The 24,822-nt window shown below is 55.6% G+C and carries 25 protein-coding genes and 1 tRNA gene; 16 read left to right on the top strand and 10 right to left on the bottom strand.

The genetic code is table 11. The features are described from left to right. Positions 1-137: 137 nt before the first annotated feature. The 3 genes from JUJ53_RS16640 to JUJ53_RS16630 all read right to left on the bottom strand — a co-directional run bounded on the left by JUJ53_RS16640 (position 138) and on the right by JUJ53_RS16630 (position 2,394). Entirely contained in the window at positions 138-470 is a 333-nt protein-coding gene (locus tag JUJ53_RS16640; RefSeq protein ID WP_204153155.1) for a HepT-like ribonuclease domain-containing protein, read from the bottom strand. Beyond that, the gene (locus tag JUJ53_RS16635; protein ID WP_204153154.1) at positions 467-778 is read right to left on the bottom strand and encodes a nucleotidyltransferase domain-containing protein; all 312 of its coding nucleotides are present in this window, start codon (positions 776-778) and stop codon (positions 467-469) included. The genes JUJ53_RS16640 and JUJ53_RS16635 overlap by 4 nt, the downstream gene beginning before the upstream one ends. Before the next feature lie 212 nt (positions 779-990). Beyond that, complete coding sequence (locus JUJ53_RS16630; RefSeq protein WP_204153153.1) at positions 991-2,394, bottom strand: tetratricopeptide repeat protein; 1,404 nt, start codon at positions 2,392-2,394, stop codon at positions 991-993. 433 nt (positions 2,395-2,827) lie between these two features. On the opposite strand from JUJ53_RS16630, the gene JUJ53_RS16625 reads away from it, so the two are divergent. Continuing rightward, positions 2,828-3,934, top strand: a complete 1,107-nt coding sequence (locus tag JUJ53_RS16625; protein ID WP_204153152.1) for a DUF3365 domain-containing protein — start codon at positions 2,828-2,830, stop codon at positions 3,932-3,934. Positions 3,935-4,077: 143 nt separating this feature from the next. On the opposite strand, the gene JUJ53_RS16620 is transcribed toward JUJ53_RS16625, so the two are convergent. The 3 genes from JUJ53_RS16620 to JUJ53_RS16610 all read right to left on the bottom strand — a co-directional run bounded on the left by JUJ53_RS16620 (position 4,078) and on the right by JUJ53_RS16610 (position 7,556). Further along, positions 4,078-4,272, bottom strand: a complete 195-nt coding sequence (locus tag JUJ53_RS16620) for a hypothetical protein (protein ID WP_204153151.1) — start codon at positions 4,270-4,272, stop codon at positions 4,078-4,080. Positions 4,273-4,284: 12 nt separating this feature from the next. Next, positions 4,285-6,438, bottom strand: coding sequence for a glycine--tRNA ligase subunit beta (gene glyS, locus JUJ53_RS16615; RefSeq protein ID WP_204153150.1), 2,154 nt, complete (start codon positions 6,436-6,438; stop codon positions 4,285-4,287). A 71-nt stretch (positions 6,439-6,509) separates the two neighbouring features. Continuing rightward, the gene (locus tag JUJ53_RS16610) at positions 6,510-7,556 is read right to left on the bottom strand and encodes a YdcF family protein (protein ID WP_204153149.1); all 1,047 of its coding nucleotides are present in this window, start codon (positions 7,554-7,556) and stop codon (positions 6,510-6,512) included. Between the two features lie 464 nt (positions 7,557-8,020). Between JUJ53_RS16610 and JUJ53_RS16605 the strand changes: the two genes are divergently transcribed. The 5 genes from JUJ53_RS16605 (at position 8,021) to JUJ53_RS16585 (ending at position 11,360) form a co-directional block, all read left to right on the top strand. Beyond that, complete coding sequence (locus JUJ53_RS16605) at positions 8,021-8,209, top strand: CPXCG motif-containing cysteine-rich protein (protein ID WP_204153148.1); 189 nt, start codon at positions 8,021-8,023, stop codon at positions 8,207-8,209. 3 nt (positions 8,210-8,212) lie between these two features. Continuing rightward, entirely contained in the window at positions 8,213-8,371 is a 159-nt protein-coding gene (locus JUJ53_RS16600) for a hypothetical protein (protein WP_204153147.1), read from the top strand. 171 nt (positions 8,372-8,542) lie between these two features. Next, positions 8,543-9,610 (top strand): 3-deoxy-7-phosphoheptulonate synthase, encoded by a 1,068-nt coding sequence (locus tag JUJ53_RS16595; protein WP_204153146.1) that lies wholly within the window; start codon positions 8,543-8,545, stop codon positions 9,608-9,610. Between the two features lie 84 nt (positions 9,611-9,694). Beyond that, positions 9,695-10,675, top strand: coding sequence for an S-layer homology domain-containing protein (locus JUJ53_RS16590; protein ID WP_204153145.1), 981 nt, complete (start codon positions 9,695-9,697; stop codon positions 10,673-10,675). A 202-nt stretch (positions 10,676-10,877) separates the two neighbouring features. Then, complete coding sequence (locus tag JUJ53_RS16585) at positions 10,878-11,360, top strand: hypothetical protein (RefSeq protein WP_204153144.1); 483 nt, start codon at positions 10,878-10,880, stop codon at positions 11,358-11,360. A gap of 83 nt (positions 11,361-11,443) precedes the next feature. Here the strand turns inward: JUJ53_RS16585 and JUJ53_RS16580 are convergent, their stop codons facing one another. After that, the gene (locus JUJ53_RS16580) at positions 11,444-12,541 is read right to left on the bottom strand and encodes a RuBisCO accumulation factor 1 (RefSeq protein WP_204153143.1); all 1,098 of its coding nucleotides are present in this window, start codon (positions 12,539-12,541) and stop codon (positions 11,444-11,446) included. Between the two features lie 179 nt (positions 12,542-12,720). On the opposite strand from JUJ53_RS16580, the gene JUJ53_RS16575 reads away from it, so the two are divergent. Continuing rightward, positions 12,721-12,793: transfer RNA gene (locus JUJ53_RS16575), tRNA-Ala, on the top strand. Between the two features lie 39 nt (positions 12,794-12,832). Here the strand turns inward: JUJ53_RS16575 and JUJ53_RS16570 are convergent. Beyond that, positions 12,833-13,201 (bottom strand): single-stranded DNA-binding protein, encoded by a 369-nt coding sequence (locus tag JUJ53_RS16570; protein WP_204153142.1) that lies wholly within the window; start codon positions 13,199-13,201, stop codon positions 12,833-12,835. A gap of 251 nt (positions 13,202-13,452) precedes the next feature. On the opposite strand from JUJ53_RS16570, the gene JUJ53_RS16565 reads away from it, so the two are divergent. From JUJ53_RS16565 to JUJ53_RS16545, 5 genes are all read left to right on the top strand, one after another. Then, positions 13,453-13,818, top strand: a complete 366-nt coding sequence (locus tag JUJ53_RS16565; RefSeq protein ID WP_343327973.1) for a VOC family protein — start codon at positions 13,453-13,455, stop codon at positions 13,816-13,818. Between the two features lie 171 nt (positions 13,819-13,989). Then, positions 13,990-14,445 (top strand): hypothetical protein, encoded by a 456-nt coding sequence (locus JUJ53_RS16560; protein ID WP_204153140.1) that lies wholly within the window; start codon positions 13,990-13,992, stop codon positions 14,443-14,445. Positions 14,446-14,511: 66 nt separating this feature from the next. Next, complete coding sequence (locus JUJ53_RS16555) at positions 14,512-15,054, top strand: biotin transporter BioY (protein ID WP_204153139.1); 543 nt, start codon at positions 14,512-14,514, stop codon at positions 15,052-15,054. A gap of 27 nt (positions 15,055-15,081) precedes the next feature. Then, positions 15,082-16,578, top strand: a complete 1,497-nt coding sequence (locus tag JUJ53_RS16550; RefSeq protein ID WP_204153138.1) for an AMP-binding protein — start codon at positions 15,082-15,084, stop codon at positions 16,576-16,578. Continuing rightward, positions 16,575-17,747 (top strand): thiolase family protein, encoded by a 1,173-nt coding sequence (locus JUJ53_RS16545; protein WP_204153137.1) that lies wholly within the window; start codon positions 16,575-16,577, stop codon positions 17,745-17,747. The genes JUJ53_RS16550 and JUJ53_RS16545 overlap by 4 nt, the downstream gene beginning before the upstream one ends. 103 nt (positions 17,748-17,850) lie before the next feature. Here the strand turns inward: JUJ53_RS16545 and JUJ53_RS16540 are convergent, their stop codons facing one another. After that, the gene (locus tag JUJ53_RS16540; protein ID WP_204153136.1) at positions 17,851-18,660 is read right to left on the bottom strand and encodes an EI24 domain-containing protein; all 810 of its coding nucleotides are present in this window, start codon (positions 18,658-18,660) and stop codon (positions 17,851-17,853) included. Between the two features lie 642 nt (positions 18,661-19,302). Here JUJ53_RS16540 and JUJ53_RS16535 point away from each other — a divergent pair. Continuing rightward, positions 19,303-21,648 carry a penicillin-binding protein 1A gene (locus tag JUJ53_RS16535; protein WP_239125128.1) on the top strand — a complete coding sequence of 782 codons (2,346 nt, stop codon included), beginning with the start codon at positions 19,303-19,305 and terminating at the stop codon, positions 21,646-21,648. A gap of 114 nt (positions 21,649-21,762) precedes the next feature. Next, positions 21,763-21,975, top strand: coding sequence for a hypothetical protein (locus JUJ53_RS16530; RefSeq protein ID WP_204153135.1), 213 nt, complete (start codon positions 21,763-21,765; stop codon positions 21,973-21,975). A 33-nt stretch (positions 21,976-22,008) separates the two neighbouring features. On the opposite strand, the gene JUJ53_RS16525 is transcribed toward JUJ53_RS16530, so the two are convergent. Beyond that, positions 22,009-23,361, bottom strand: coding sequence for a 16S rRNA (cytosine(967)-C(5))-methyltransferase (locus JUJ53_RS16525; RefSeq protein WP_239125127.1), 1,353 nt, complete (start codon positions 23,359-23,361; stop codon positions 22,009-22,011). Between the two features lie 154 nt (positions 23,362-23,515). On the opposite strand from JUJ53_RS16525, the gene msrB reads away from it, so the two are divergent. Together msrB and apcD are read left to right on the top strand one after the other, a co-directional pair. Continuing rightward, a complete protein-coding gene (msrB, locus tag JUJ53_RS16520) occupies positions 23,516-23,917 on the top strand; it encodes a peptide-methionine (R)-S-oxide reductase MsrB (protein ID WP_204153133.1) in 402 nt (133 codons plus the stop codon). Between the two features lie 324 nt (positions 23,918-24,241). Next, a complete protein-coding gene (gene apcD, locus JUJ53_RS16515) occupies positions 24,242-24,727 on the top strand; it encodes an allophycocyanin subunit alpha-B (RefSeq protein WP_204153132.1) in 486 nt (161 codons plus the stop codon). Positions 24,728-24,822: the final 95 nt, after the last annotated feature.

Here is a 24,822-nt window from a genome sequence, read left to right as displayed (position 1 = left end):
TCGCTACATTCCCAATATGATTAAGTTTTGTCGAGTCGCTACTTCTAGTTTGGCACAGTCAGTAAACTGCTCCTCTAGTATTGTTGGCGATGCTTGTTGTGAGATATGGTGCGATCGCTTTTTTGGCTTCATGGATTTCAAAGCTCCTGAACCATCCTTTCCACGGTCACCTTTAACAGCGGCAAATTATTCTGAACAATCGACCAGACCAAATTCAGTGATACCTGGAAATACTCATGTACCACAATATTTCTAAACGCTACAATTTGTGCCCATGGCACCTCCTGATACTGACTTATCAAATCAGCCGACAACAAATTTGCTGCCTCTCCAATAATCTGAAGATGATGCACTACCCAAACCTGAATTAACTCTTGTTCATCAAATGTTTGCCGTCCTTGACGGGTATATTGCTCGATCGCTGCGATCGCCTCCAGAATATCCTGTAGCCGCTCCGCCTCACGCCTCATAGCGTTACAGCCTCGTGCAACACGCGATCGCGAATCTGCTCCTTCAACATGTCCACTGTCGCGATATCCACCTTGCGGTTCAAAAGCTGTTCTAAGTCCAGCAACAACCCACCTGGAAACCAAGGTGTGATGTTCTCCAAATCGTAATCCACCAAAAAATCAATATCACTCTTGTCAGTGGCTTCCCCCCGTGCTACTGAGCCAAACACTCGCACGTTATAAGCGCCATGCTTTTCAGCGATCGCCAGAATCTGCGATCGCCTATCGTACAGCAGCTCCTTGATGCCTAAGCCCGTCTTGTTTGTCATGCTTCTATATTCTCAATAGGGTCAAGTCTTGTTGAATCGCTACCTCTAGTTTCGCACTTTTAGCAAACTGCTCCTCCAGTATCTTCGTCAACTGCTGCCTCTTGTCCTCAAATGGTATTCATAACGTCATCTCCGGCGATCGCTCCCCCCCCCACAAAAAAAGGGACTGTGCCGTTCACCAGTCCCCCCAAGCTTATTTGAGTCGTAACTGGCTACTGCAACGCCCGCATTTGCTCCAAAGTGTCGCGATACCGACCTGCCATACCCATTTCAAGAAATAAGGTAGAGGCGGTTTCAAAGTCCTGCATAGCCGCATTGAGATTTCCCAATTCCACCTGCAATAAAGCACGACCGTAGTAGGCATCACCAAGTTGGGGATTACTGGCGATCGCGCTTGTATAGTCTGTAATGGCTCCGGCGGTATCACCCATGCCGGCCCGGAGCGAACCGCGATCGAGATAAGCACGAGCATTGGTGCCATCTAGGGCAATTACCTGGGTAAGATCGGCCATGGAGCCGCTGGTGTCGCCTAGCGCTAACCGAGCATTGGCGCGCCCTTGGTAGGCTTCGGCATAGTTTGCCTGGCGCTGAATGGCAGCATCAAAGTCGTTGAGAGCATTGGCCGCATCGCCAATACTCAGATAGACGTCCCCCCGAGCTTTGTAGGCAGCGGTGTAGTCGTTGCGGAGGGCGATCGCTTGACTGAAGGCCGCGATCGCCTCAGCGGGGTTATTAGTCGCGGATAAGACTAACCCACGACCCATGTGGGCTTCTGCATAGTTAGAATTTAGGGCCAGGGCAGCATCATAGTCACTGAGGGCAGCGGCCAGGTTGCCACCGGCGGAAAAGACATAGGCGCGGTTGAGGTAGGCGCTGGCAGAGTTGCTATCGAGGCGGATGGCTTCATTGAAGTCAGCAGCTCCTGCTTCTAGGTTGCCTGCATTGTAGTAGGCAAGACCTCGGTTGATATAGGCTTCGGTGTAGCGAGGGCGCAGGGCGATCGCTTGGCTGTAGTCGGCGATCGCCGCATCCCGGTTGCCGAGAGCCGTATAGCTAGAGCCTCGGTAGACGAGGGCTTCTGGGTAGTCTGGCTGTAGGGTCAGGGCTTCGTTAAAGTCGCTGATCGCCAGGCGATGTTCACCCATACTGGCGTAGAGGATGCCACGGTAGAGGTAGCTCAGAGGGGCAGAGGGATCGAGGCGTAGGGCATCTTCAAGATCAGCCATGGCGTCGGCATAGCGCTCTAGACGGGTGTAGACATTGCCGCGACCCTGGTAGGCCATGATGTTGTCTGGATCCAGAGCAAGTGCTTGGTTGAAGTCAGCTTGGGCACTCTGTAGATTATCCAGAGCGAGGTAGGCCGTTCCCCGAGCAGCATAGGCTGGAGCGTAGGATGGATCAAGAGCGATCGCCTCGGTGAAGTGAGCGATCGCGTTGTCATAGTCTCCTTGGTCTAAATCGTTGATCCCTCGGCGATAGTCTGACTCGGCTGGCGAGGGGATGGGCTGTACGGCGGGAGGGGTTTCCTCCATGGTTTGGGCAAAACTGGGCAGGGAGCCTCCAGCGACCCACATCGTCATACTTAGTACAGAAACGGAAATTAGTTGGTAGTTCATCGCGCGTCCATCGGGTAGATTAATGGGGTTGACACTGACACATCCCATAGCTCAGTAGACATGGGGCGCATCATCGGTCATGCATCGACCCTACATGAGCCCCCATCGTGCCACTACAATAGCCAACCTTTTATAAAGCTGCATCCCTTTGCGTCTGGATCTCAGTCGCCAACCTATGTAGACGGATAAAAGCAAGACGGAAGTTCCACCCCTGCTTCCCTTTCTAGGGAGGATGGGGGCGATCGCCGTGGGCCATCGCGCGGTACTCCAGATGAAAGCTACACTATGAACAACACAATGCTTCGCTATTTTTGGTACCGACTGCCGATGGGTTGAGTCAGGGTTACTGTAAGCATTAATACTGCCAGCATTAATGGTCTTATGGTTTGTCTAGTTGATTGTCCTTGCTCTGTTGTATCGCCCCTCAAACGCCATGTCCTCATCATTCCGCTTCAGCCAGCTAAAACTGGGCTCAAAATTTTCTGCCCTTCTCCTCGCGGTGTTTATTTTGGGAAGTGCGATCGGTGGTTTGGTGTTATCCAATGCCCTGCAACACAAAGCCGAAAACCAGGTGGCCTCCCAGGGATTGGTGTTGCTGCAAACCATTGACTCAGTAAGAAATTATACAGATCGCGAAGTTCGGGAACTGCTGCAGGCCCCTCTCAGCGAGGATGAATTTTTGCCCCAGACGGTGCCCTCCTATTCGTCCCGTCGGGTTTTTGAAATGCTGCATGAGCAATCAGGGTTTAGTGAGGTTGCCTACAAGGAGGCCATGTTTAACCCCACCAATCCCATGGATCAGGCGGATGACTTTGAAATGGATCTAATTCGGTTCTTTCAGAAACATCCTGAGGAACGGGAGATGTCAGATTTCCGCACCTTGCCGATTCAAGGCTCCTTTTTCTTTAGTGCTCGTCCGATCGCGATTCAAAACCCAAGCTGTCTAGAATGCCATGGTCGTCCAGAGGATGCACCCCTGGCCATGCTAGATCTTTATGGTCGGGAGAATGGCTTTGGCTGGGAGCTAGATTCCATTGCTGGGGTGCAGGTGGTCTATGTACCGGCGGATGACGTATTTCAGGCCGCTCGCCAATCATCCGTGATGGTCATGGGGGTGTTTTTGGGAGTGTTTGCGATCGCCATTCTTGCCCTGAATAATTTGCTCAAACCCACGGTAATTCGCCCCATTCAAGATCTGGCTCGGGTGTCTCAGCAGTTGACCAGTGGGGAGACCGATCAATCGGAGGAGCTGCGTACCCATCAAGAGCGCCTAGAAACGGTGGCGACGCGAGGGGATGAGTTAGGACAATTGGCGAAAATCTTCCAGCGTATGGTGCAGGAAGTGGTCACCCGCGAAAAGCAACTCAAAGATCAGGTGAAGGCGTTACGCATTGAAATTAACCAAGCCAAACGATCCCAGGAAGTCGCTGAGATTACTGAAACAGACTATTTCCAAGATTTGCAGGCGAAGGCGAAGAAATATCGACGGCGGAATCAAGACGATAAGCCAGCGGATTCATCAGCGGATTCATCCAAATGACGGTTCTTCGACGTTGCTCCATGGCTCAATGCTCAACTCTTGATGAGAAGAGGGTTGGGCGCAGTCGAAATCCGGCACCCTAGCTTCCTTGAATTGAGTCCGCCTACCCCCGCTCTCGATCAGCGAGAGGGTTCCTGGGTTTCCTAGTCTTGTTTAGCGGGTACCAAGCAAGCGGCGACTAGGGCCGCCGTGCCGCCGATCAAGCCGAGGATTAACCAGTTGCCCAAGCGTCGGCCGCGTCGCTGAGCGACCAAGGCGGCGGTAACGCCAATCACACAATGCAGGACGGCTAGAGCCAGAATAGTACTGCCGTCCGTTGACCAAGGAAATTCGGGCATGGGCGATCGCTCCTAGGCGGGTTTGATAATTGCGCCGAAGTCAGCTAACACCCGCGCATGATTGCGCAGTAGCCCTAGCAGATTGAGACGGTTTTGTTGAATACTGGCGTCAGGATCCATGACCAGTACGCTGGTGGGGCCATCAAAGAAGTCGCGCACCACTGGGGCAATTTCAGTGAGGGCGTCTACCAATCGCTGATAGTCGCGCTCGGCCAGGGCGGTTTGGGTGGTGGGCAGCAGGGTGACCAAGGCTTCGTAGAAGGCGGTTTCTGAGGGCTGCTGGAAGAACTTGGGATTCACCCAGTCTTGGGGATCGAGAGAGGTGGTGTCTAAATCACCCTGGGCAGCCAGACGAGCCGCCCGGTTGACGGTTTCGTAAATGGCGTCGAGGGTATGGTTTTGGCGAATAGTCTGCAGGAATTGAGCGCGATCGCGGAGATCGAGCAGGTTACTCAGGGCGCGATCGCCATAGTCGGCATCCCCTTCGCCCAGAACGGCGTTCACCAAGTCGTAGTCAATGCCCAAATCGTCTTGTAGCAAGGTGCGCACTCGCTGTAAGAAGAAGTCTTGCAGTTGGCTGAGCAAGATGGCGGCATGGTCGCGCTGGAAGCTGGCGGCAAAGTCGGTGGAAATCTGCTCTAGCAGGCTATTAAGCTGAATCGGCAGCTCTGCCCCCCAGGTAATATGGACGATGGCATTGGCGGCTCGCCGCAGGGCAAAGGGGTCGGAGGAACCGCTGGGCAAAAGCCCTAGACCGAAGATGCAGACGAGGGTATCGAGGCGATCGCTTAAGCCCACGACCTGGCCGGTGAGGCTGGTGGGCAATGCATCCCCAGCTCCTTTGGGGCGATAGTGTTCCATGATGCCCTGGGCCACGGCGGGCGATTCACCGCTGGCGATCGCGTAGTGGGAGCCCATGACGCCTTGCAGTTCAGGAAATTCGCCCACCATCTGGGTGACCAGATCGGCCTTGCACAGCAGGGCACTGCGCTGCACCTCGGTGCGATCGCCCTGGGATAGATCGAGCTGGTCGGCAATGGCATCAGCAATGCGGGTGATGCGGTTGACCTTCTCGCGTACGGAGCCCAGATCTTCTTGGAAGGTGACGCTGTCGAGGCGTGGTAGGTAGGCCTCTAGAGGCTGGGTGCGATCGGCATCAAAGAAAAACTTGCCGTCCGACAGGCGGGCCCGCAGCACTCGCTCGTTGCCGGCGCTGATGATTGCTGACTTGGCGGGATCGCCGTTGGAAATGGTGATGAAGTAGGGCAGCAGGTCGCTGGAGCCAGCCGCTTTGAGCACAGGGAAATAGCGCTGGTGGCTTTCCATTTCGGTGATAATCACCTCGGGCGGCAGTTCCAAGAAGGCTGGGTCAAAGGAGCCAGCGATCGCCGTGGGCCATTCCACCAGGTCGGTCACTTCAGCCAAGAGGCTAGGATTCACCAGGGCTGTGCCGCCCAGGGATGTGGCGAGATCATGAATCGACTGTTCAATGGCCTGGCGGCGATCGCTCACCGCTACCTGCACGGATGCAGCTTCTAGGCAAGACAGATAGTCGGCTGCGGTGGGAATCACCACCGGTTCTGGATGGAGGACGCGATGGCCCTGGGAGAGGCGATCGCTGCTGCAATGCTCCGAGGCGTTATCGAGGGTGAGGGGCAGGACGGCGTCATCCAAGAGGGCCACCAGCCAGCGGATCGGGCGCGGGAAGCGGAGATCACCATCGCCCCAGCGCATGAAGCGCCGTCCTTCTAGCTTCAAAATCCAGTTAGGAATCAGCTCGGTCAACAAATCTGCCGTTGGTCGCCCTGGAATGGTTTGTTGCACAAAGACGAAGTCGCCCTTCTCCGTGGTGCGAATTTCGACGTCGTCGATGGAAATTCCCCGCGATCGCGCAAAGCCCTGCAGCGCCTTGGTGGGTTGGCCATCCTTATAGGCGGCTTGGGCTGAAGGACCTTTGATCTCCTCTTGGCGATCGGGTTGTTGAACCGGTAGCCCTTGGATCACCATGGACAGACGCCGAGGGGTGCCGTAAAATTCGATGCGATCGCTGGTGAGAAACTGCTCACTGAGACTTGCCGGAATCCGCGATCGCCACTGCTCTAGCGCCTCCCCAACAAAGCTAGCGGGTAGTTCTTCGGTTCCAACTTCCAACAAAAACGTGACCATGCTCTCCGTGCGTTCCTTATGCTCTGCTGTTGCCGCTTGGCATCCTGGGCCGCTTGGGACATTTCGTGACCCTATAACCCACAACAATTGGCATAGTTGAGGGGGTAATCAAGCTGGGCCCATCCTCGTAAAAAGTAGTAGATCGAGGTGAGATACTCATCAATAATATAGGTTGTTAAGGCCAGCGCTTCGACGCTCGGTAAGAGATCGGTCACCCGAATCGGAATACTGCCGGAACTAGGCTGAAATTGAATTAAGTCGGTGGGGATAGGACGCACGAGGCGATCGCTTGGGCGATAGATCTTGGCAAAGGTCGCTGTTGCCCGGCGCAGCGTAAGGGAAGGGGCCACCAAAATCACCACTCCCGATTGATTGCCAAAGGTTTCATTGGTATTGACAGCACTGCGGTAAATCGTTGCGCCACTGCGATCCACCGTAACGTCGCGCGGACGTACCCCCTGACTCACCAAGAAGTTTTGAATGCTGTTAGCTTCAGTATCACCGCCAATTTGCCCGCTGACGATCACTCGGGGAAATGGATTTTGGATGGCAATCACTTGCCCATAGATCTGGGCGGCATGGTCGAGGCGTTGCCGCAGGGGCGCTCCGATCCGATCATCGGAGTTGATGTAGCGAATGGGCTGCACCGGGTCGAGGGAGCTTTGGGTGATGCGGGTGGCAAGGACAACGATGCCGCGTACGGGCAGGGGGGTCTCGCCTCGGCGAACAATGAGCTCCGATGGGTTGGCCTCCGCCATGATCGATGCTTCCATCTGGCTGGATAACCAAAAGGGAACAACGGGGATGCTACAGATGAGCAAGATGGCTAGGGCAATGGAGGCTTCTCGGGCGGCCATGTCTTTCCAGGCTTTGCGTTTAGCGGCATTCACCAGCAGCACGATCGCCAACCCTAGAGGCCGCAGCGGGAAGGATAGAATAGTCCAAACCGTCGAAATGATTCGATCATTGGGATCTCGAAAGGCTAGAAAAATAGCCGCAAATAGCACAAACCCGCCTAGCCATGTGAGGTAGTTTTTTGGAATGAGGTTGTTGAATAAATACCATAGACCAATTCCAACTAACAGCCACAACAGGGCACGGGTGAGCAGGTCGAACATGACCGCAAATCCTCTCCGGTAGCGTGAAAGCGAATCTAAACAAGGGCTGAGATAGTGGACGTCTGCCTAGGGGTAATCGGCTGGGGTGGAGCTGCCCCCAGGGGCGATCGCTGCCTAAGCCTAGAAGAACCTCAACGCTGAATAGGGAGGAACATCATCCACCCAGCGCTAGACGTAGAGTTTAGATCAATTCAAGTCTAAGGGGACAAACACGATTTGCCCACGGATTCTATGGCAGTATGGCAGATCCGGGGCGATCGCCCTCCTGGCTTCTATGACCATCTAGCTTTTGTGACAGTCTAGGTATGGGCAACCAGGACTCAAGCGCGATCGCCCTCCTGTCTTCCGACATGATCCAGGCATGGGCAACAATACGAAGAAGACCCTACCCATGCCAGTTCCAATCGCGCCCGGGCGACCAGCGCGCGACAACCCCACGGCCATTGCACGACCTAACCTACGCTATGCAAACAACGTCCGACTATATGTGCGCCTACTGTGGCGAGATGAACTCAACATTTGTAGACTTGAGTGGCGGGAATCAACAGTCTTACATTGAAGACTGTCAGGTTTGTTGTCGTCCTAATGTCCTGTACATTCGGATTGATGAAGAAACCTTAACGATTGACATCGACACTGGATATGAGGAATAGCTCATGGTAGTTGGTCTGATGATCCTGTTGTCGATCGCCCTTAGCATCACGGGTGTCTTGGTATATCTACCGCTGCGGTTGTTGGATGTCCTTCATCTGCCAACGTCCATCGGGGTTGTCATTGCTTTGGGCCTGCTCGCGTGGGTCATGGGCGATCGCTGAAAAGCCATGGTGCAACATCGATCCCTTACGTCTGCGAGGGCATTGTTTTGTTTGGGTAAAGCTTGGACGAATTCAGTTGGATTCCGCCCCAAAAGCGCCCACAATAGAACTATCTGGTTCCACCGCCTGTCATTTCGTTAGAACCCCTCTGCAATTTCGACCAACGACATTATGCATAAGACCTACGACCTCCATGTGGTAGAAACTCGCCCGCTGATTAGCCCGGCGATGATTCACCACGAGCAGCCTATTACCGAGCAGGCTGCTACCCTCGTTGAGTCCACACGCGATCGCATTCGGAACATTCTGCGCCACGAAGATCACCGCATGTTGGTGATTGTGGGGCCCTGCTCGGTTCATGACGTAGAGGCAGCCTACGACTATGGGCAAAGGCTAGAACGTCTGCGGGTTGAGCTGCAGGATCAGCTTGAGATTGTCATGCGGGTCTATTTTGAAAAGCCTCGCACCACTGTGGGCTGGAAAGGTCTGATCAACGATCCCCACCTAGATGACAGCTATGACATCAATACAGGATTACGCCTAGCTCGGAAGCTGCTGTTAGATCTAGCTGAATTGGGTCTGCCATCTGCTACAGAGCTGCTGGATCCAATCATTCCTCAATATATTGCTGACGTTATTTCCTGGACAGCGATCGGGGCGCGTACCACCGAAAGCCAAACTCACCGGGAGATGGCTTCGGGGCTTTCCATGCCCATTGGCTATAAGAACGGCACCGACGGTAGTTTGCATATTGCTGCCAATGCCATGCTGGCCGCTAGTCAGCCCCATCGCTTCTTAGGCATCAATCACGATGGTTTAGCCAGTATCGTCGCCACCACCGGCAATCCCGATGGTCACCTCGTCTTGCGGGGCGGCAGTACAGGGCCCAACTACGATGTCACCCATGTGGAGACGGCCGCTGGGAAGCTGGCAGGACTGGGGCTGAATTCCCATGTCATGGTGGATTGCAGCCACGGCAACTCTCAAAAAGACTATCGCCGACAGGTGGATGCGCTAGAGAGCGTTGCGGCTCAGGTGAAGGCTGGTTCTAAGCACCTGATGGGTGTCATGATCGAAAGCCATCTGGTAGCTGGCAGCCAAAAAATCTGTAGCGATCGCCGTCAGTTGGTCTATGGGCAAAGCATCACCGATGCCTGTGTCGATTTTGATACCACGGTGACCATGCTCAAAACCCTGGCGGCCTCCGTCGAATCTCGTCAGTATGCGTCCCGCTCCTAGGTTCTGCTAGGCCCAGATGTTGGCGCTGGCATTTGGTACAGATCTGGGCCATAATACTGGCGTTGATGCGCAGCGGTGTTGCCTATGTCCCCCGAATCTCAATCGTCTTCCGATCGCCGTGGTGGATTAGATGAATGGGTAGCCGTGGTGGTGGCCCTCGTTTCAGTCGGAGGCGTGATGGTTTGGGGGATGGCCCAGCATTTCGATGACCTATTGGCGATCGCTCCGGGAGAGTCGCTCATCGTGTCGCCGGCTGAGGATAGGGTGATGGACCCGACCGTTGGAGCAGCGGCGGATGAAGACCGCCCTAGGGCTGAGATGCAGCGTCCCCCATCGCCGACGAGTTTGCCAACAACATCCAGACCAAGCCGCACGGGGCTGGCGATCGCTCATTTACAAGGTGCGCGTAGTCGTCAAGATTGGTCTACCAATTCCGCTGGCCGTTCAGCATCTGCAACCGCTAGGGGCGGAGCGATCGTCTTGGTCGATGTGCCTGATGACTATTGGGCCAAGCCATTTATCGACCAGATGGTGCAGTTCGGCTATGTAGAGCCATTGCCAGGGCAAACCTTTCAGCCTGAGCAACCCATGAGTCGTGCTGACTATGCGTCCTTGCTCTATGTCTCTCTACCCCAGCCAGAACGTCGAGTTGCGCCAGACTTTGCAGATGTGCCAGACGACTACTGGGCCCTAGATGCCATTGAGACGGCGGTGAAATCAGGCTTTTTGGCGGGAGATGCAGAGGATCGGTTCTATCCAGAGGATGGTTTAACCCGCGCCCAACTTTTTCAATCGTTGAATCGAGGGCTATCGCTGGAACCCTCGACCCGACCGCTCGATGAGGTGCTTGGCATCTATAGCGATCGCGACCAGATTCCGGAATCGGCAATTCCCTCGGTGGCGGCGGTTACGGAGGCCGGATTGGTGGTGGGTGATCCTGAAACCCTAGCGCTAGAGCCCGATCGCCCCGCAACCCGCGCGGAAATTATCAGTATGGTCTATCAAGCCCTCGTGCTCAAGGGCGAGGCGGAGCCGATTGAATCGCCCTACAGAATTCAGCCCTAGGTGGCTTGGCGTTCCTGAATGCAGGTATGACTGCCTAAATCCGCGAAGATTGTCTGATGTTTGCACTTCCATCCCCAAATACTTTAATGTGGGATGGCTTAATTCAACACTAGCGATTCTTGACTTGGCTAATCAGCCAAGCATCCGCTTTTGGGAGCGAGGTTCTGTCCGACTCACTGCATAGGGTTAACAAAAAAACATTATGACGACTCGACAATATTTGTCCATGCTTGGTGCTTGTGTTTTGCTGGCGATCGCCCCGGCCTGTGCTGGAGAAACGGATCAAGCAGATACACCTGATACTGATGTCACCACTGAAGAGCCTGTCAATGACGAGGCGGCGGCTCCTGAACCCGATACAAGCACGGCTGAGACGCCTGAACCAGATGCTACTGAAGAAGCTGCTCCGGAGGAAGAACCTGTTGCTAGCGGTGACGCCAATACCTATCCGGAAGAGGCGAGATCTAGTTTCCTAGAAAGCTGCGAGGCATCGGCTGTGCAGGCGGGTGCTACGCCAGAACAAGCCGGTGATTATTGCGCTTGCACCCTAGACGAAATTGAAGTTCTCTATACCTTTGATGAGTTTGCACAAGTCGATCAAGACATCCGCGAAGGGCAGGAGCCTCCTGCAGAATTTGATGCCATTGTCGATACCTGTGTGAACCGAGTACTCGGCGAAGGCTAAACCAACGATTCTCCCTAGAGTCGTAGTGGTAGGGCGGGCAGTGCTCGCCCTACCGGCTTTCGAGCTATGGGACTTCCGGCTGCCTACTCGTCGATTTGCCAAGGATCTTTGACGTAGTCTTCATCCAAGATCTTCTTAGGACGGACAGCTAGCAACACCCGTCCTAAAAGCGGATGCTCAGGAGGGCTTTCGAACCACTGGACGGTGAGGTGGTTGTCTTCCGCTGCGAGAAAGTAGCTGTCTGCTTGCCAGTCACGCTGGGAGCGATCGACCAAAACCAGCACCTCTTCAGATTTCGTATCGAGGGGCGGTGGCAGTTGATCGCTCTGGGCCAGGATGGCAACCGGGTCATCGGCATGGAGCACCACAGACCAGCCAGGCAAGGCAACCCAGGCACCGCTTCCGTTGAAGGGCACCACGCGGAAGCTGCCCTCAGCTTCAACAATGGGCACGGCTTTCCAGTCGTCTAAGGTGAGGGGCATCCGTCCAGCGACAGGGAGTACCCGAGGCAGTTCATCGTCCTCTTCTAGGCGATAGACCGAAATTAAGGGAGCGGAGCGCGATCGCATCTGCACTCCTTCCATCAACAGCTCCTGAATCTGCTGGCGGGCATCATCGGTGTCGGCGAAGCGCAAGGCTTGAGCAATCAGGCGCGATCGCTCCGCTAAGTCTGGCTGCTGGCGGGCTAGCTTGTAGTAGCTGTAGGCAACGGCGTCTCCGGCTTTGGTGGAAAAGCCATTGGGTAGGGTGGAGAATCGAGAAAACTCCTTCATGGCCTTAGCTACATCCCGCGATCCTTCCGAGTCGATGCCGCGCTGGAGCACGAGAGTGGCGGCGGCGGCCCGGTCTTCCTGGCTCAAAATGCGAAATTCGTAGAGGCTATCGCTGCCCCGCTGCTCAAAATAGACCTGCACCTCCGGCGAGATGCCCACCTCCACCATGGAGCCATAGACTTGGGCGGCAACAATAATCTGATTTTGCTGGGCCGGCTCGAAGCCAGTCTCTTCAAAAATTTGCTGGGGTGATCGCCCTGCCTTTTGCAGGGTTTGGCACCATTGGCCCCACAGCACCCAGTTTCCTTCCTTGCGGCGCAGGGCAGTGATGAGGGTCTGCAAGTCTTCGGGGGTGGGGGCCGCGCCATCGGTGGATGGATTGGGCTGGTCGGGTAACGAGGAAGTCATAGGCTAAGACGTGCGATCGCTCAAAAACAGGGTACTCGAAGAATTTACCGCGAATCGGGGGGACAAATCAGAGGCGATCGCACGGAGATGAACCTTTAGTAGGACGGCTGACGGATTTTTTTGGCGTTAGGGCTTGACGAATCCTCATACTTCACTGCATCATGGGAGATGCACAAAACGGGGCTATAGCGCAGTTGGTAGCGCACCTCAATGGCATTGAGGGGGTCAGGAGTTCGAATCTCCTTAGCTCCATTTAGATTTAATCAAATCGGATTCAACCAAGCCGGGTGCCTAGAATTCGTCATAGCTCTGGCCGGGGCCTGCGCTCATAGCTGCATCTTCCCGCTTGGAGCCGAGCAGCTCTAGGCGATCGACCCGGATGACGGGGCGAGTACGGGGCATACCTGTGCTTCGATCCGTCCAGTGATCAAACTTAAGGGTGCCGGTAATGCCAATTAGCTTGCCCTTGCGCACATAGTTGGCAGCGACTTCAGCGGTTTTTCCCCACATTTCTAGGCTAAACCAGTCGGGGTCATCCGAATTGCGGCGACGGCGATCGACGGCCAAGGTCAGATTGCAGACCACGCTACCGGATTCAAAATACTTCACGTCTGGATCTCCACCGACCCGTCCGACTAGGGATACTGAGTTTAGGCTCATAGTTCTGACAAATAGTTCTAGACAATTCGTGAATTTTGTATCGTTGTCTAGTGTGCCATTCTCCTTGGGCGATCGCTAGCGTAGGATCCGCAACTCTGGGGTGCGATCGCGCCTAAATCGAATGGGTAGTCCGAGCATCTACGGGGATAGTTTGTATCAAATCAATCTCAAATGTTCCAGGTTCATCGGTCTCATCGAACCTTAATAGACGATCTGGAATCTGTACTATTCATGGGGGGCTATGTATGGGAATTACGATTCTGCAACCGTTACACACCGCTGTATTGGTCTCTGACTTGGCGCAGGCAGAGCAGTTTTATGGCGATATCTTGGGCTTGTCTAAGGTAGAGCGATCGCTCAACTACCCAGGAGCTTGGTATCAATTAGGTGAGTATCAGGTGCATTTGATGGTGGATGAGCAAGTGCCCAATGGACTGCACAATCGCCAAAAATGGGGACGAAATCGCCATGTAGCCTTTGCGGTCGCAAGCGTGGATGAAGCGGCGGATCATCTGACGGCGCAGGGCTATCCGGTGCAGCGCAGTGCTTCAGGGCGGGCAGCGTTGTTCACTTATGATCCCGATGGCAATGTGGTGGAGCTATCGGAATTGACGTAGTACCCAAAGCTTGGTGCTGGTATCGGTGCGTTGTTGGGGGGATGTCATGGACGATTCATCAAGGGCTCAACAAGGGGCAGACAAGATACAGGGCGCTGATTTGAGAGTTCTATGACAATTTGGGCACACTGAAGGAAAGGGTCCGGCGTAGCGCGAGGCGTCCTTCCGGTTATGTGGCAAAAGTTTAGAAATCTAGTTCGCAATGTTTCCACCTACCAAGCTCTCAGTCCTGACCTACGGATTCGACGGCGGGTCAACAGTTGGCTGGGCGATCGCTCTCCCCTCAGCCTAGATAAGTGGGCGGCTGTCCTGCGGGAGTCGTGGGGCATTTCTCGGGCGGTGGCTAGCTTTGCCTATACCCATTTAGAGCAATATTCGGGCTTGCAGGTGGCGCGGCTGCGGCCCAGCGATCGCCTCGATGATGACCTGCAGTGGGCCCATGTCTGCTGGTTTGATTGGCAGCTTTGTCTGTGTGATGACTTTTGCCGACGGTTTGGTGTGGACATTAGCGATCGCCTCGATCAACTCACACCCAGCACGGTGGCAGACTTGCTGGTGTTTTTGGAAAAGCAGCTCCACCGCAGTTCCACCCCAGACCTGCCCTGTGATGATTCGCCCTGCCCCTAGGGTCGTAGAATTGGCGATCGCATTTGCGCTATAGTCTAACCCGCGAAGACTACGGTTGCCCTAGCGATGAAAACTCTTGATTTAGTTTATGTGGGGCTTTTTGCAGCCCTAACGGCGGTGCTTGGCCTGCTGCCGCCGGTGCCGGTGCCGGGCTTGCCGGTGCCCATTACGGCCCAAACCCTGGGGGTGATGCTAGCCGGATCCATCCTGGGTGGTAAGCGGGGTGGCTTGGCGCTGCTGGTGTTTGTGGTACTGGTTGCCATTGGTTTGCCCGTGTTGCCCGGTGGGCGCGGTGGTTTGGGCGTGTTTCTCGGGCCCTCGGGGGGCTTCGTGGCGGCATTTCCTGTGGCGGCGGCGGTGATTGGTTGGCTGATGGAGCGCTTCTGTCGTCGTCCCCATTTACCGAAAGCGATCGCCATCAACATCATCGGTGGTCTGGGCGTGGTCTATGCCATTGGCGTGCCCTGGCTGGCGGTGGCGGCGAAGTTGTCCCTTGTTCAAGCTCTCGCAGGGTCGGCGGCCTTTATTCCCGGTGATGTGGTGAAGGCGGTGCTAGCCAGTGTGACTCTGCAGGCGGTGTGGCGAGCGATGCCGGATTTGAAGCGCTAAATGATGATCGCAGATGGATTGCTACGGGTGGCTCAAACTTGGCCCGATCGCCCGGCAGTGGTGATGGGCGATCGCACCTATACCTATGGCGATCTGGGTCAGCGGCTCCAGCAGATGGCAGCTCGATTGCAGACCGTGGCGCGCCAGGATCGTTGGCATGATGCCCGGCTGGCGGCCTGTTCTCTGCGGGTCGGTTTGCTGCTGGGCAATCGCTTGGAAACCTTAGTCACTTTCTGGTCTACGGCCCTGATCGGCGGCGTGGCCATGGTGCTGAATCCCGACTGGTCGCCAGCTCAGCTCCAGGCTACTCTGCACCGCTACCCGCCAGATTTACTGGTGACGGATACCCAAGGGATGGCTGCGCTTGCCGATCATCTGCCGCCGGGGCTGTTGGTGTGGAATGTCGATACGGTCTGGGACTTACGGGAAAAGACGTTTACGCCACCAGCGATCGCCCCCGATACGCCTTTCTACATTGGCTTTACCTCGGGAACAACTGGTCTACCCAAGGGCATCCTGCGCCACCACCAGTCTTGGATCGATAGCTTTGCGGTCAGCCGTCAGGAATTTGGCATCGGGGCGGGCGATCGCGTCTTGGTGCCTGGCTCGTTGGCCTACAGCCTGTCGTTGTTCACCGCTGTGGATAGTTTGCAGGCGGGGGCAACCCTATACCTATTGCCCAATTTCAGCGTCCGCCAAGGCTTGCGCCTGCTCGATCAGGCGGCGATCACCTATCTAGTGGGGGTGCCCACCATGGTGGGGGCGATCGCTCGTTTGGCAGAACGGCGGCGCAGTGTATATCCCTCGGTGCGCGGCGTGATTTGTGCGGGCGGCCGCTGTCCGGCGTCCTTGGCTGCAACCACAGCGGCCGTTTTTCCGAAGGCGGTGACCTATGCCTACTACGGTGCTTCCGAGCTAAGTTTTGTCAGCCTGCGGTCATCTCAGGAGTCGCCGCCGTCGGCATCCGTGGGCCGGGCCATGGAGGGGGTTCGTCTATCGGTGTTGCGGGACAATGGCGATCGCTGTGAACCAGGGGAGGTGGGCTGGATTGCCATCCAAAGTTCCATGGTCAGCCTGGGGTATTTGGCAAACGAATCGGAGGGGCTGCGCTGGCTTGGGGATTGGGCCACGGTGGGCGATCGCGGCTGGCTGGATGACCAAGGTTGGCTGTATCTGGCCGGACGGCAGGGCGATCGCCTCACCACCGGCGGCTTGACGCTCTATCCTCGGCAGCTTGAGCAGGTGTTAGAGCAGCGGTTAGACATTCGCCAAGCGGTGGTGGTCGGCGTACCGGATGAGCAGCGGGGCGATCGCTTGGTGGCGGTGCTGGCATGGCAGGGAGCAGAACGACCGACGCGGCGACAGTTGTTGACCTGGATGCGCACCCAGGTGCCCCGTGCCCACTGTCCTCAGCAGTTCTACACCACCTCCCGCTGGCCCATCGCCCCGAGCGGCAAGCTGGATCGTCTAGCGCTGCGACAATGGCTCCTAGAGGCTACGCCAGATCTGGAGGTGCTGCGATGAGTCGTGCGCCGATTATTGTGGCGGCCCGACGTACCCCGATTGGGCGGGTGGGGCGATCGCTGCGATCGCTGTCGGTGGAGCAGTTGGCGGCTCCGGTGCTGCGGGCCTTGCTAGAGGATGTGGGGCTGGGCCCCGATGGGGTGGCGGATGTGGTGCTGGGTAATGCCGTGGGCCCAGGGGGCAATCCGGCCCGGCTGGCGGTGCTGACGGCGGGTTTTCCGGTGTCGGTGCCGGGGCTAACGGTGGATCGCCAGTGTGGCTCGGGGTTGGCGGCCATTAATCTCGCAGCTCGGCTGATTCAATCAGGGGCGGGCGATTGCTACATGGCTGGCGGTATGGAAAGCGTGAGTACGGCACCTTGGCGGATTGAGAAGCCCGCATCCCTCTATGACCTGCCTCGGTTCACCCATCGGGCCCGCTTTGCTCCGGAGGCCATCGGTGATCCCGATATGGGTGCAGCGGCAGACGAGGTGGCACAAACCTACGGTATTAGTCGCGATCGCCAGGATGCCTACGCTCTCCAGAGTCACCAGAAGGCGATCACGGCGGAGCAGGCAGGACGTTTTGCGCTAGAACGAGTGCCCGTGTCCCTGTCTAGCCAAACCAGGGTGATCGACGATGACTGTCCTAGGGCTAATCTGTCCCTAGAACGATTAGCAAAGCTGCCGCCGGTGTTTAGTCCTGAGGGAACCGTGACCGTGGGGAACGCTTGCCCGATCAATGATGGAGCAGCGGCGGTGTTGATGATGGCGGAGGAGCAATGTCGCGCCTTGGGCATTCGTCAGGGGCTACGGTTTGTGGATGCGGCGATCGCCGGCGTGGATCCCAATCTGGCGGGTATCGGCCCCGTAGCCTCAACTCGATTACTCCTGCACCGCCACCCGGCGCTCACCTGGTCAGAGGTACACCACGTGGAGTTTAACGAAGCCTTTGCCGCCCAAGTTTTAGCTTGCTTAGATGTCTTGGAGATTCCGCCCGAGTTGGTGAATCCTGGCGGCGGTGCGATCGCCCTGGGCCATCCCTACGGAGCCTCGGGGGCGATTTTAATGACGCGGTTATTTACCGACTTGGTTCGCCATCGTTCGCCGGGAGCGTGGCGCGGCCTGGCGCTGATTGGCGTAGGCGGTGGCTTAGGGATTTCCACCTTGGTGGAACGTTGGGATGGCTAGTACTCTGAGGCGGACGTAACCCGACTAGTTGCTAAAGCAGGAATCCTTGTGTGTCCTAGCAGTCTTTTTCGTTTTTCTGTCTTCGTTCTTCTATCTTGCGGTACTAGTTGCGATCGCCCGGTTCTAGCTTGGGCAAGATGCGATCGCAGAAAAACAAGGTGCCTGCCGTAATGCAAAGGGGAATGGCCAACAGGTTGACGAAGGGAATACTCACCAGCCCCAGGCTGACTAGGCCAAAGGTGGCGCTAGCCGGAAAACTGCGGCGCACCCAGCCTAGCTTGTCGCGAAATCGCAGGCGGCGGCGTTCGAGGGCCGGATCAAAAAAGTCTAAACACACAATGGTCACCCCTAGGCCAATGCTGCCCACGGTGGCGATCGCTGTGCCAATGCCGGGAAACCAGCCCACGAAAAACAGCGGCAGTCCTAACCCGATCACCAGCACCAGTTTTTTGAGCTCAAACAAAATGGCCCGCCAAATATCCCGCACAATGCTGCCAATGCCAGGGACATCCTCGGCTTTGTGGCCTGTGCGCAGAATTTCTAGTTCCTCCGATAGCCTGCCGTAGAGGGGCGAACCCAGAATGCCGCCAAATTGCAGCAGCAGCAGGCCTGTGGCAATCAACAAGATGATCGCCAGTAAGCCCCGCAGGAGCAGTTCCAGAAATCGTGCCCAGTCGGGCAATCCGGCCATCAGCCCGTCAATGCCGTTAAAGCCTGCTGAAAGGGCCCAAGTGTAGAAGGTGCCGCCGACGATCACATTGATGAGGATGGGAATTAAAACATACCAGGCTAGGCGCGGGGTCTGTTGCAGGAAAGCGATCGCCCTCAGGGGATAGCTAAAGCCAGCCACCAGCCCCCCTAGTCCACCGGTTTGAATGGCTCCATGGTTCTTGCTTGGTTCTGATGCACTCATAGACTCAACTAGCGTCACAACATCTTGACACCATCAGGGAGATAGAAGCGATCGCCTCTCCATGCTTGGCAACGGGTTAAGGTGTCTGAAACCCGTAATCCATCGGTCAATGCTCCCATCCTAGCCAAACAGACTATCCTCGGACTGAACCCAGCCGTTGAACCATGAGATCTTTCTGCAGGGGGCTAGACAAGATACACTAATACTTCATAGTGTTAAGACTTTGAAAACCAAGTTCATAATTCGCTAAATTTTCAATCGATAGTCTAGATCAATACCGTAAGGTCAATGCCGTGGGCTAAGGTACAGCCATATACAACCTCATGTTTCCTGACGCTGGAGTTTTAAGCTGCTCTATTCAGTAGGCTGGGCACCTGAGTGAGCTAGGCTAGAAGCGATTGTGACATCAGGAATGCTTGTGGAACCTAGGATGTGGCTATGCTTCTAGATTGCACCTTGCTTAACATTAAGTGATTCAGTCGCTTGAGTTTGTTGGAAGGCTTTCAAGCCATACTCCATAAACCGTGAGACCTGCAGGAATTTCTAGTGACAAACTTCCTTACAACGCTAAAGACGTTTCAATTGAGGCTGAAGGGGCATCCCAGTCGTGATAAACAGACCAAACAGTCGCAGGTGGTTGGTATGAATCGTCCTAATACCCCCAAACTCTCCTGGTTTGGATCCCTGTGGTCGGCCCGCGCTGAGCGATCGCCCGCTGACCTAGCGGATGCCCAAGTGTCTGATACGGCATCGAGTCCGGCATCCAGTTCGGTTCGAGGGAAGCGATCGCGTCGTCGATCTCCGTCCCCTCGGCCCAAGCGTCTTGATAGACGGTACTGGCTTTGTGCGAGCCTAGGTGTGGTGGTCGGTGTTGCAGGCAGTGGCTACTTCACGACGGTGCGCATGCTGGAGTCTGTGCGTCGAGACCTGCCCAATGCCGCTGATGTGCTCACCTATGCTCGGGATGGCACGCTGACCATCCAGGCTGATGACGGCACTATTTTGCATACCATTGGCCCTGCAACCCGGGAAAAGGTGGCTTTTGATGCCATGCCGGATAGGCTCGTCAATGCGTTTATTGCCTCCGAAGACAAAAACTTTTACGAGCACAACGGCGTAGACTACTGGGCGATCGTGCGGGCAGCGCGCACGAATATCCGGGTGGGAGAAGTTGTAGAAGGGGCTAGCACGATCACCCAACAGCTTGCTCGCATTGTGTTCCTCGACCAAGACCGCACCTATGAACGTAAGCTGCGGGAAGCTCTTTTAGCTCAAAAAATGGAGCAAGAGCTGGAGAAGGATAGCATCTTAGGGCAATATCTCAACCTGGTCTATCTTGGCTCTGGAGCCTATGGTGTGGCGGATGCGGCCTGGGTCTATTTCAGTAAGTCTGTAGAGGATCTGACCCTATCGGAAGCCGCGCTGATTGCTGGGCTGCCCCCCGCTCCCACCGACTACTCACCGTTGGTGAATCCTGAGTTGGCCCTGCAGCGGCGAGATGTGGTGCTTAACCGCATGGTTGAAGCTGAGTTCATTACTCCGGCAGAGCGAGATGCAGCGATCGCTGAGTCGTTAACGCTCAATCCAAGTGAGCCTAAATATTTCAACAGTGAGATTCCCTATTTCACCATCTACATTCAGCAGCAACTGCCGGAGCTCATTTCCCAAGACCAGCTTGAGCTAGGAGGGCTGGTGATCGAAACCACCCTGAATTTAGAGTGGCAGCGGATTGCGGAAGAAACCATCGAGAATGCCATTGCCAACTATGGCACCTATGAAGCCTTTGAACAGGCAGCGCTGGTGAGCCTCGATCCACGCACGGGCGAAATTAAAGCCATGGTGGGTGGTACCGATTTTGACGATAGTCAGTTTAACCGAGTCACCCAAGCCCAGCGCCAGCCTGGATCGACCTTCAAAACCTTTGTCTATGCGACGGCGATCGCTAGTGGTATGTCTCCGTACAAAACCTACGAAGATGCGCCGTTTAAGGTCGATGGCTACGAACCCCAAAACTATGGCCGTAGTTTTCGAGGAACGATCAGCATTCGTGATGCCCTGATTTCGTCGATCAACGTCGTAGCCGTGAAGACCCTGATTGATGTTGGTTTTTCTCCGGTGGTGGAGGTGGCGACCAAAATGGGTATTCAATCCGCCTTGATGCCGACCTACTCCATGGCGCTGGGTGCCTCGGAGGTGAACCTGCTGGAAATGACCAGTGCCTATGGCACCTTGGCGGCTGAAGGGCTCCATGCTGATCCCCACGGTATTCTGCGCGTCACCAACCGGTACGGCACGGTGATTTATGAAGCCGAGGTGGCGCCAGAGCGGGCGATTGGCGAAGATACTGCTGCCATTGTCACCTGGATGCTGCAGGGAGTGGTGCAAAATGGTACGGGCGTCAATGCCTCTCTCCCAGGGCGTCCGGTGGCCGGCAAGACAGGGACGTCAGAAAATTATCGGGATCTGTGGTTTGTTGGCTATATCCCTCAGTTAGTTACCGGGGTTTGGTTGGGCAATGATGACAGTACTCGGACATGGGGATCTAGCGCTACCGCTGCCCTCACCTGGCATGACTTCATGAGTCGCATTGTAGACGACCTGCCGGTAGAGTCCTTTCCTGAGTTACCCCCTCTTGAGGGCCGAACACCCACGGTTGAAGCCCAGCCTGTTCGTGGTCAAGTACAAACTCCGTCGGCATCTTCTAGCTCTAGTCCGCCGGCTTCCTCTGGAAGTTGGTCTGAAGAGCCTGCGGCACCAAGCTATGAAGAGCCTGCGGATCAGGGCTATAGTCCGCCGCCAGACTCTGCACCGGCACCTGCCCCCCAAGATAGCTTCAGTGAGGGCGAGTCTGCGCCGCCTGTTGAGGAGCCGCCTGCGGTAGATGTGCCTCCCGAAGTGCCAGCGCTCGATCTGCCGCCCCCTGCACCTGAATCGTCAGGGGCTCCGGTGCCTGTGGAGCCTGGGTTGGAGTCGGCTCCCCTCCAATAGCGATCGCCCTCGGCGTGAATCTGGGATACTAGGGAATAGAACTAAGGGGAGATGACTCACTCAGGGGCATCTCCTAGGATGGTAGGGCTGACTCATTAAGGACTGGTATACACCATGATTGTATTAATGGATGCAACCGCGACAGCTTCTCAGTTTCCGGTTGCCTTTACAGCGGTATACGTTGTGGGATTTATTGCTGCGGTTGCCATTGGTTCCATTGCCTGGTATAACTCCAAGCGTCCGCCCGGTTGGGAAGATGCGGAGCGTCCTGACATTGTGCCGAAGGTGAGTAGTGACGTCGATTCGAGTCCATCGGATCAATCTTGATCCTGGGCCTATCGTCCTCTGCTACGGAGGAGATCACGCGGGCGATCGCTGCAGTTTGGCCATGAAAAAGCCATCCATGTGATGCTTATGGGGCCAAACCGTGAGCCACCCTGCTGACGAGTCATAGGGCGTGGCGATCGCCATGGATGATAACGACTGAAGCTGCCAATGGGGATGGTTGGCGAGAAACTGCTGGACGACACCTTGGTTTTCTGCTGGATGCAGGGTACAGGTGGAATACACCAGATAACCGCCAGGCTTTACCCAGGTAGCTGCCTGGGTGAGCAACTGCTGTTGTAGGAGCACCAACGCCTCAACGCTCTCAGGCGTTTGTCGCCAGCGGGCATCGGCATGGCGGTGGAGAGTACCCAGACCAGAACAAGGGGCATCCACCAACACCCGATCGCCTTGGTCGATAAACTGCTCCATCTGAGTGCTGTCCCCCAGGCAGGTTTGAATCGAGGTTAGCCCCAAGCGTTGGGCCGTTTGGTCAATACGCTTGAGGCGACTGGCATAGCGATCGCAGCCCCACACGGTACCGTGATCGCCCATCAGTTCTGCAATATGGGTGGTTTTGCCGCCAGGAGCTGCGCAGGCATCGATCACCACTTCCCCTGGCTGGGGATCCAAACAATGGCTGACCAACTGAGCGCTGCTGTCTTGCACCGTCCAGAGCCCCTCTTGAAATCCCGGCAGCGATCGCACCGCACCGCCGCGCAGGCGAATGCCATCGGGAAGATGGGGAACAGGCTCGGCTTCTAGACCATCTTGCTGAAACTCTTGGAGGACGATGTCCACGGAGGCCCGTAGACGGTTCACCCGTAGATCTAGGCTAGGCGGGTGGTTGAGCCAATCACACAGAGTTTCGGCGGCCGCTAACCCGAGCTGATCCATATAGACTTGTACGATCCAATCAGGATAGCTGTGCTGCACACCCAGACGGGCGATCGCTTCCTCGGGGAGTTGTAAGGGATCTACGCCGGTCTCTGCCAAGCGGGTATAGCGACGCAGCAAACCGTTGACAAACCCCGATAGCCCGCCCAGCCGTTGCTGCTTGGCTAGATCCACCGTGGTGTTCACCGCTGCTGAAGCTGGAATGTGGGTGAGATACCGCAGTTGATAGAGCCCTAGGTGAAGAATCAGCCGCAGATCGGGCGGTTGGTCGCTGGCAGGCTTACTGGCCAATTGGTCGATCAAGGTATCGAGGGTGCGCTGGCGACGGACGCTGCCGTAGACCAATTCTGCCACCAAGCGGCGATCGCGATCGGGCAAGGGCGATTGGGTGAGCACATCATCCACAATCACATTGGCAAACCCACCGTTTTGGATAGCTTTGAGGGCTAGAAATGCTAGGGTGCGGGCATCTGCCTGCTGAGAGTGTTTCATAAAATCGGGCATACAACGGGGCAAAACAGGACAGGCGATCGCTGTCGGTAGAGCGATGACTCGCCTCCAGGGTTCAAAATTTGTAACAATTCAAGTAGAACGATTTAAATGCAGGCGATCACGAACGATCCTGCCACCTATAGGAGAACGCATCATGATTCAGAAAGTTCAGAAAACCGACGACGAGTGGAAGCAACTGCTGACCCCAGAACAATTTAAAGTCACCCGCAAAAAAGGTACCGAGCCGCCCTTCTCCGGAGCTTACCACGACAACAAACAAGCTGGACTTTACCAGTGTGTCTGCTGTGGCACCGAGCTGTTTAGCTCCGAGACCAAGTTTGATTCCGGCACCGGCTGGCCCAGCTTTTGGGCTCCCATCCAAGACGAGCATGTGGGTCTAGAAAGCGATCGCACCTTTTTCATGGTGCGCACAGAAGTGGTCTGCGCGTCCTGTGGAGCCCACTTGGGGCACGTGTTTGACGATGGCCCAGCCCCCACCGGGCAGCGCTACTGCATGAACTCGGCAGCCCTTACCTTTGTGCCCAAGGAAGGTTAGGAGCCTGGGGCGATCGCTTTCGTGAGAGGTTCGCAATGTTTCGCAACATTTCTAGACAAAAGCGATCGCTGCCCCAATCGCGATCCTTGGCGTGAAACCCAAGGGATATCAAGCCTAGAGCAGGTTGGTCGATAGACAGCGATCGCCTGCTCTCCAGACTTTTCAAGCTAGTGTTCGTTATAACTTTGGCAAAATACTCGACTAGTGAGACGATAGGGACTGATACCCTAGCGATCGCCTGATGCGGATGTTCCTTTCTTCTGGCTCTCATAATCGCTAGACTACTGATAATCTAGTCATTTCAACAAAATTCCTACGATAACTATGAGTGTAGTTAGCCAAGTCATTCTCAATGCCGATGATGAACTTCGCTACCCCAGCAGTGGCGAACTGAGCACCATGCGCAGCTTCTTTCAGACGGGTGAGCAACGAATTCGTATCGTCACAACCCTGTCTGAAAATGAGAGAAAAATTGTAGAAGAATCCAGCAAGCAGCTCTGGCGCAAACGTCCTGACTTTATTGCTCCAGGTGGTAACGCCTATGGACAGAGACAGCGGGCCCTTTGTCTCCGAGACTATGGCTGGTATCTGCGCCTGATTACCTATGGAGTCTTGTGTGGATCTAAAGAGCCGATTGAAAGCATTGGCTTGATTGGTGTTCGGGAAATGTACAACTCCCTTGGGGTTCCGGTTCCTGGCATGGTTGAAGCTGTGCGCTGCCTGAAGAATGCGTCTCTAGCACTGCTCAGTGAAGAAGATGCGTCTGAAGCGGCTCCTTATTTTGACTACATCATTCAATCCATGTCCTAAGTAGGGCGGGATGCAGGATAACCTTGGTCAAGGTCGGTGTGGGTGATGCGCTTTCTGTGCGGATTATTCGGCTCATCTTGGCAACATCTTTTGAG

This window comes from Leptolyngbya sp. CCY15150, assembly GCF_016888135.1.
Taxonomy (GTDB): domain Bacteria; phylum Cyanobacteriota; class Cyanobacteriia; order RECH01; family RECH01; genus RECH01.
This window is presented reverse-complemented; position numbering and strand designations above follow the sequence as displayed.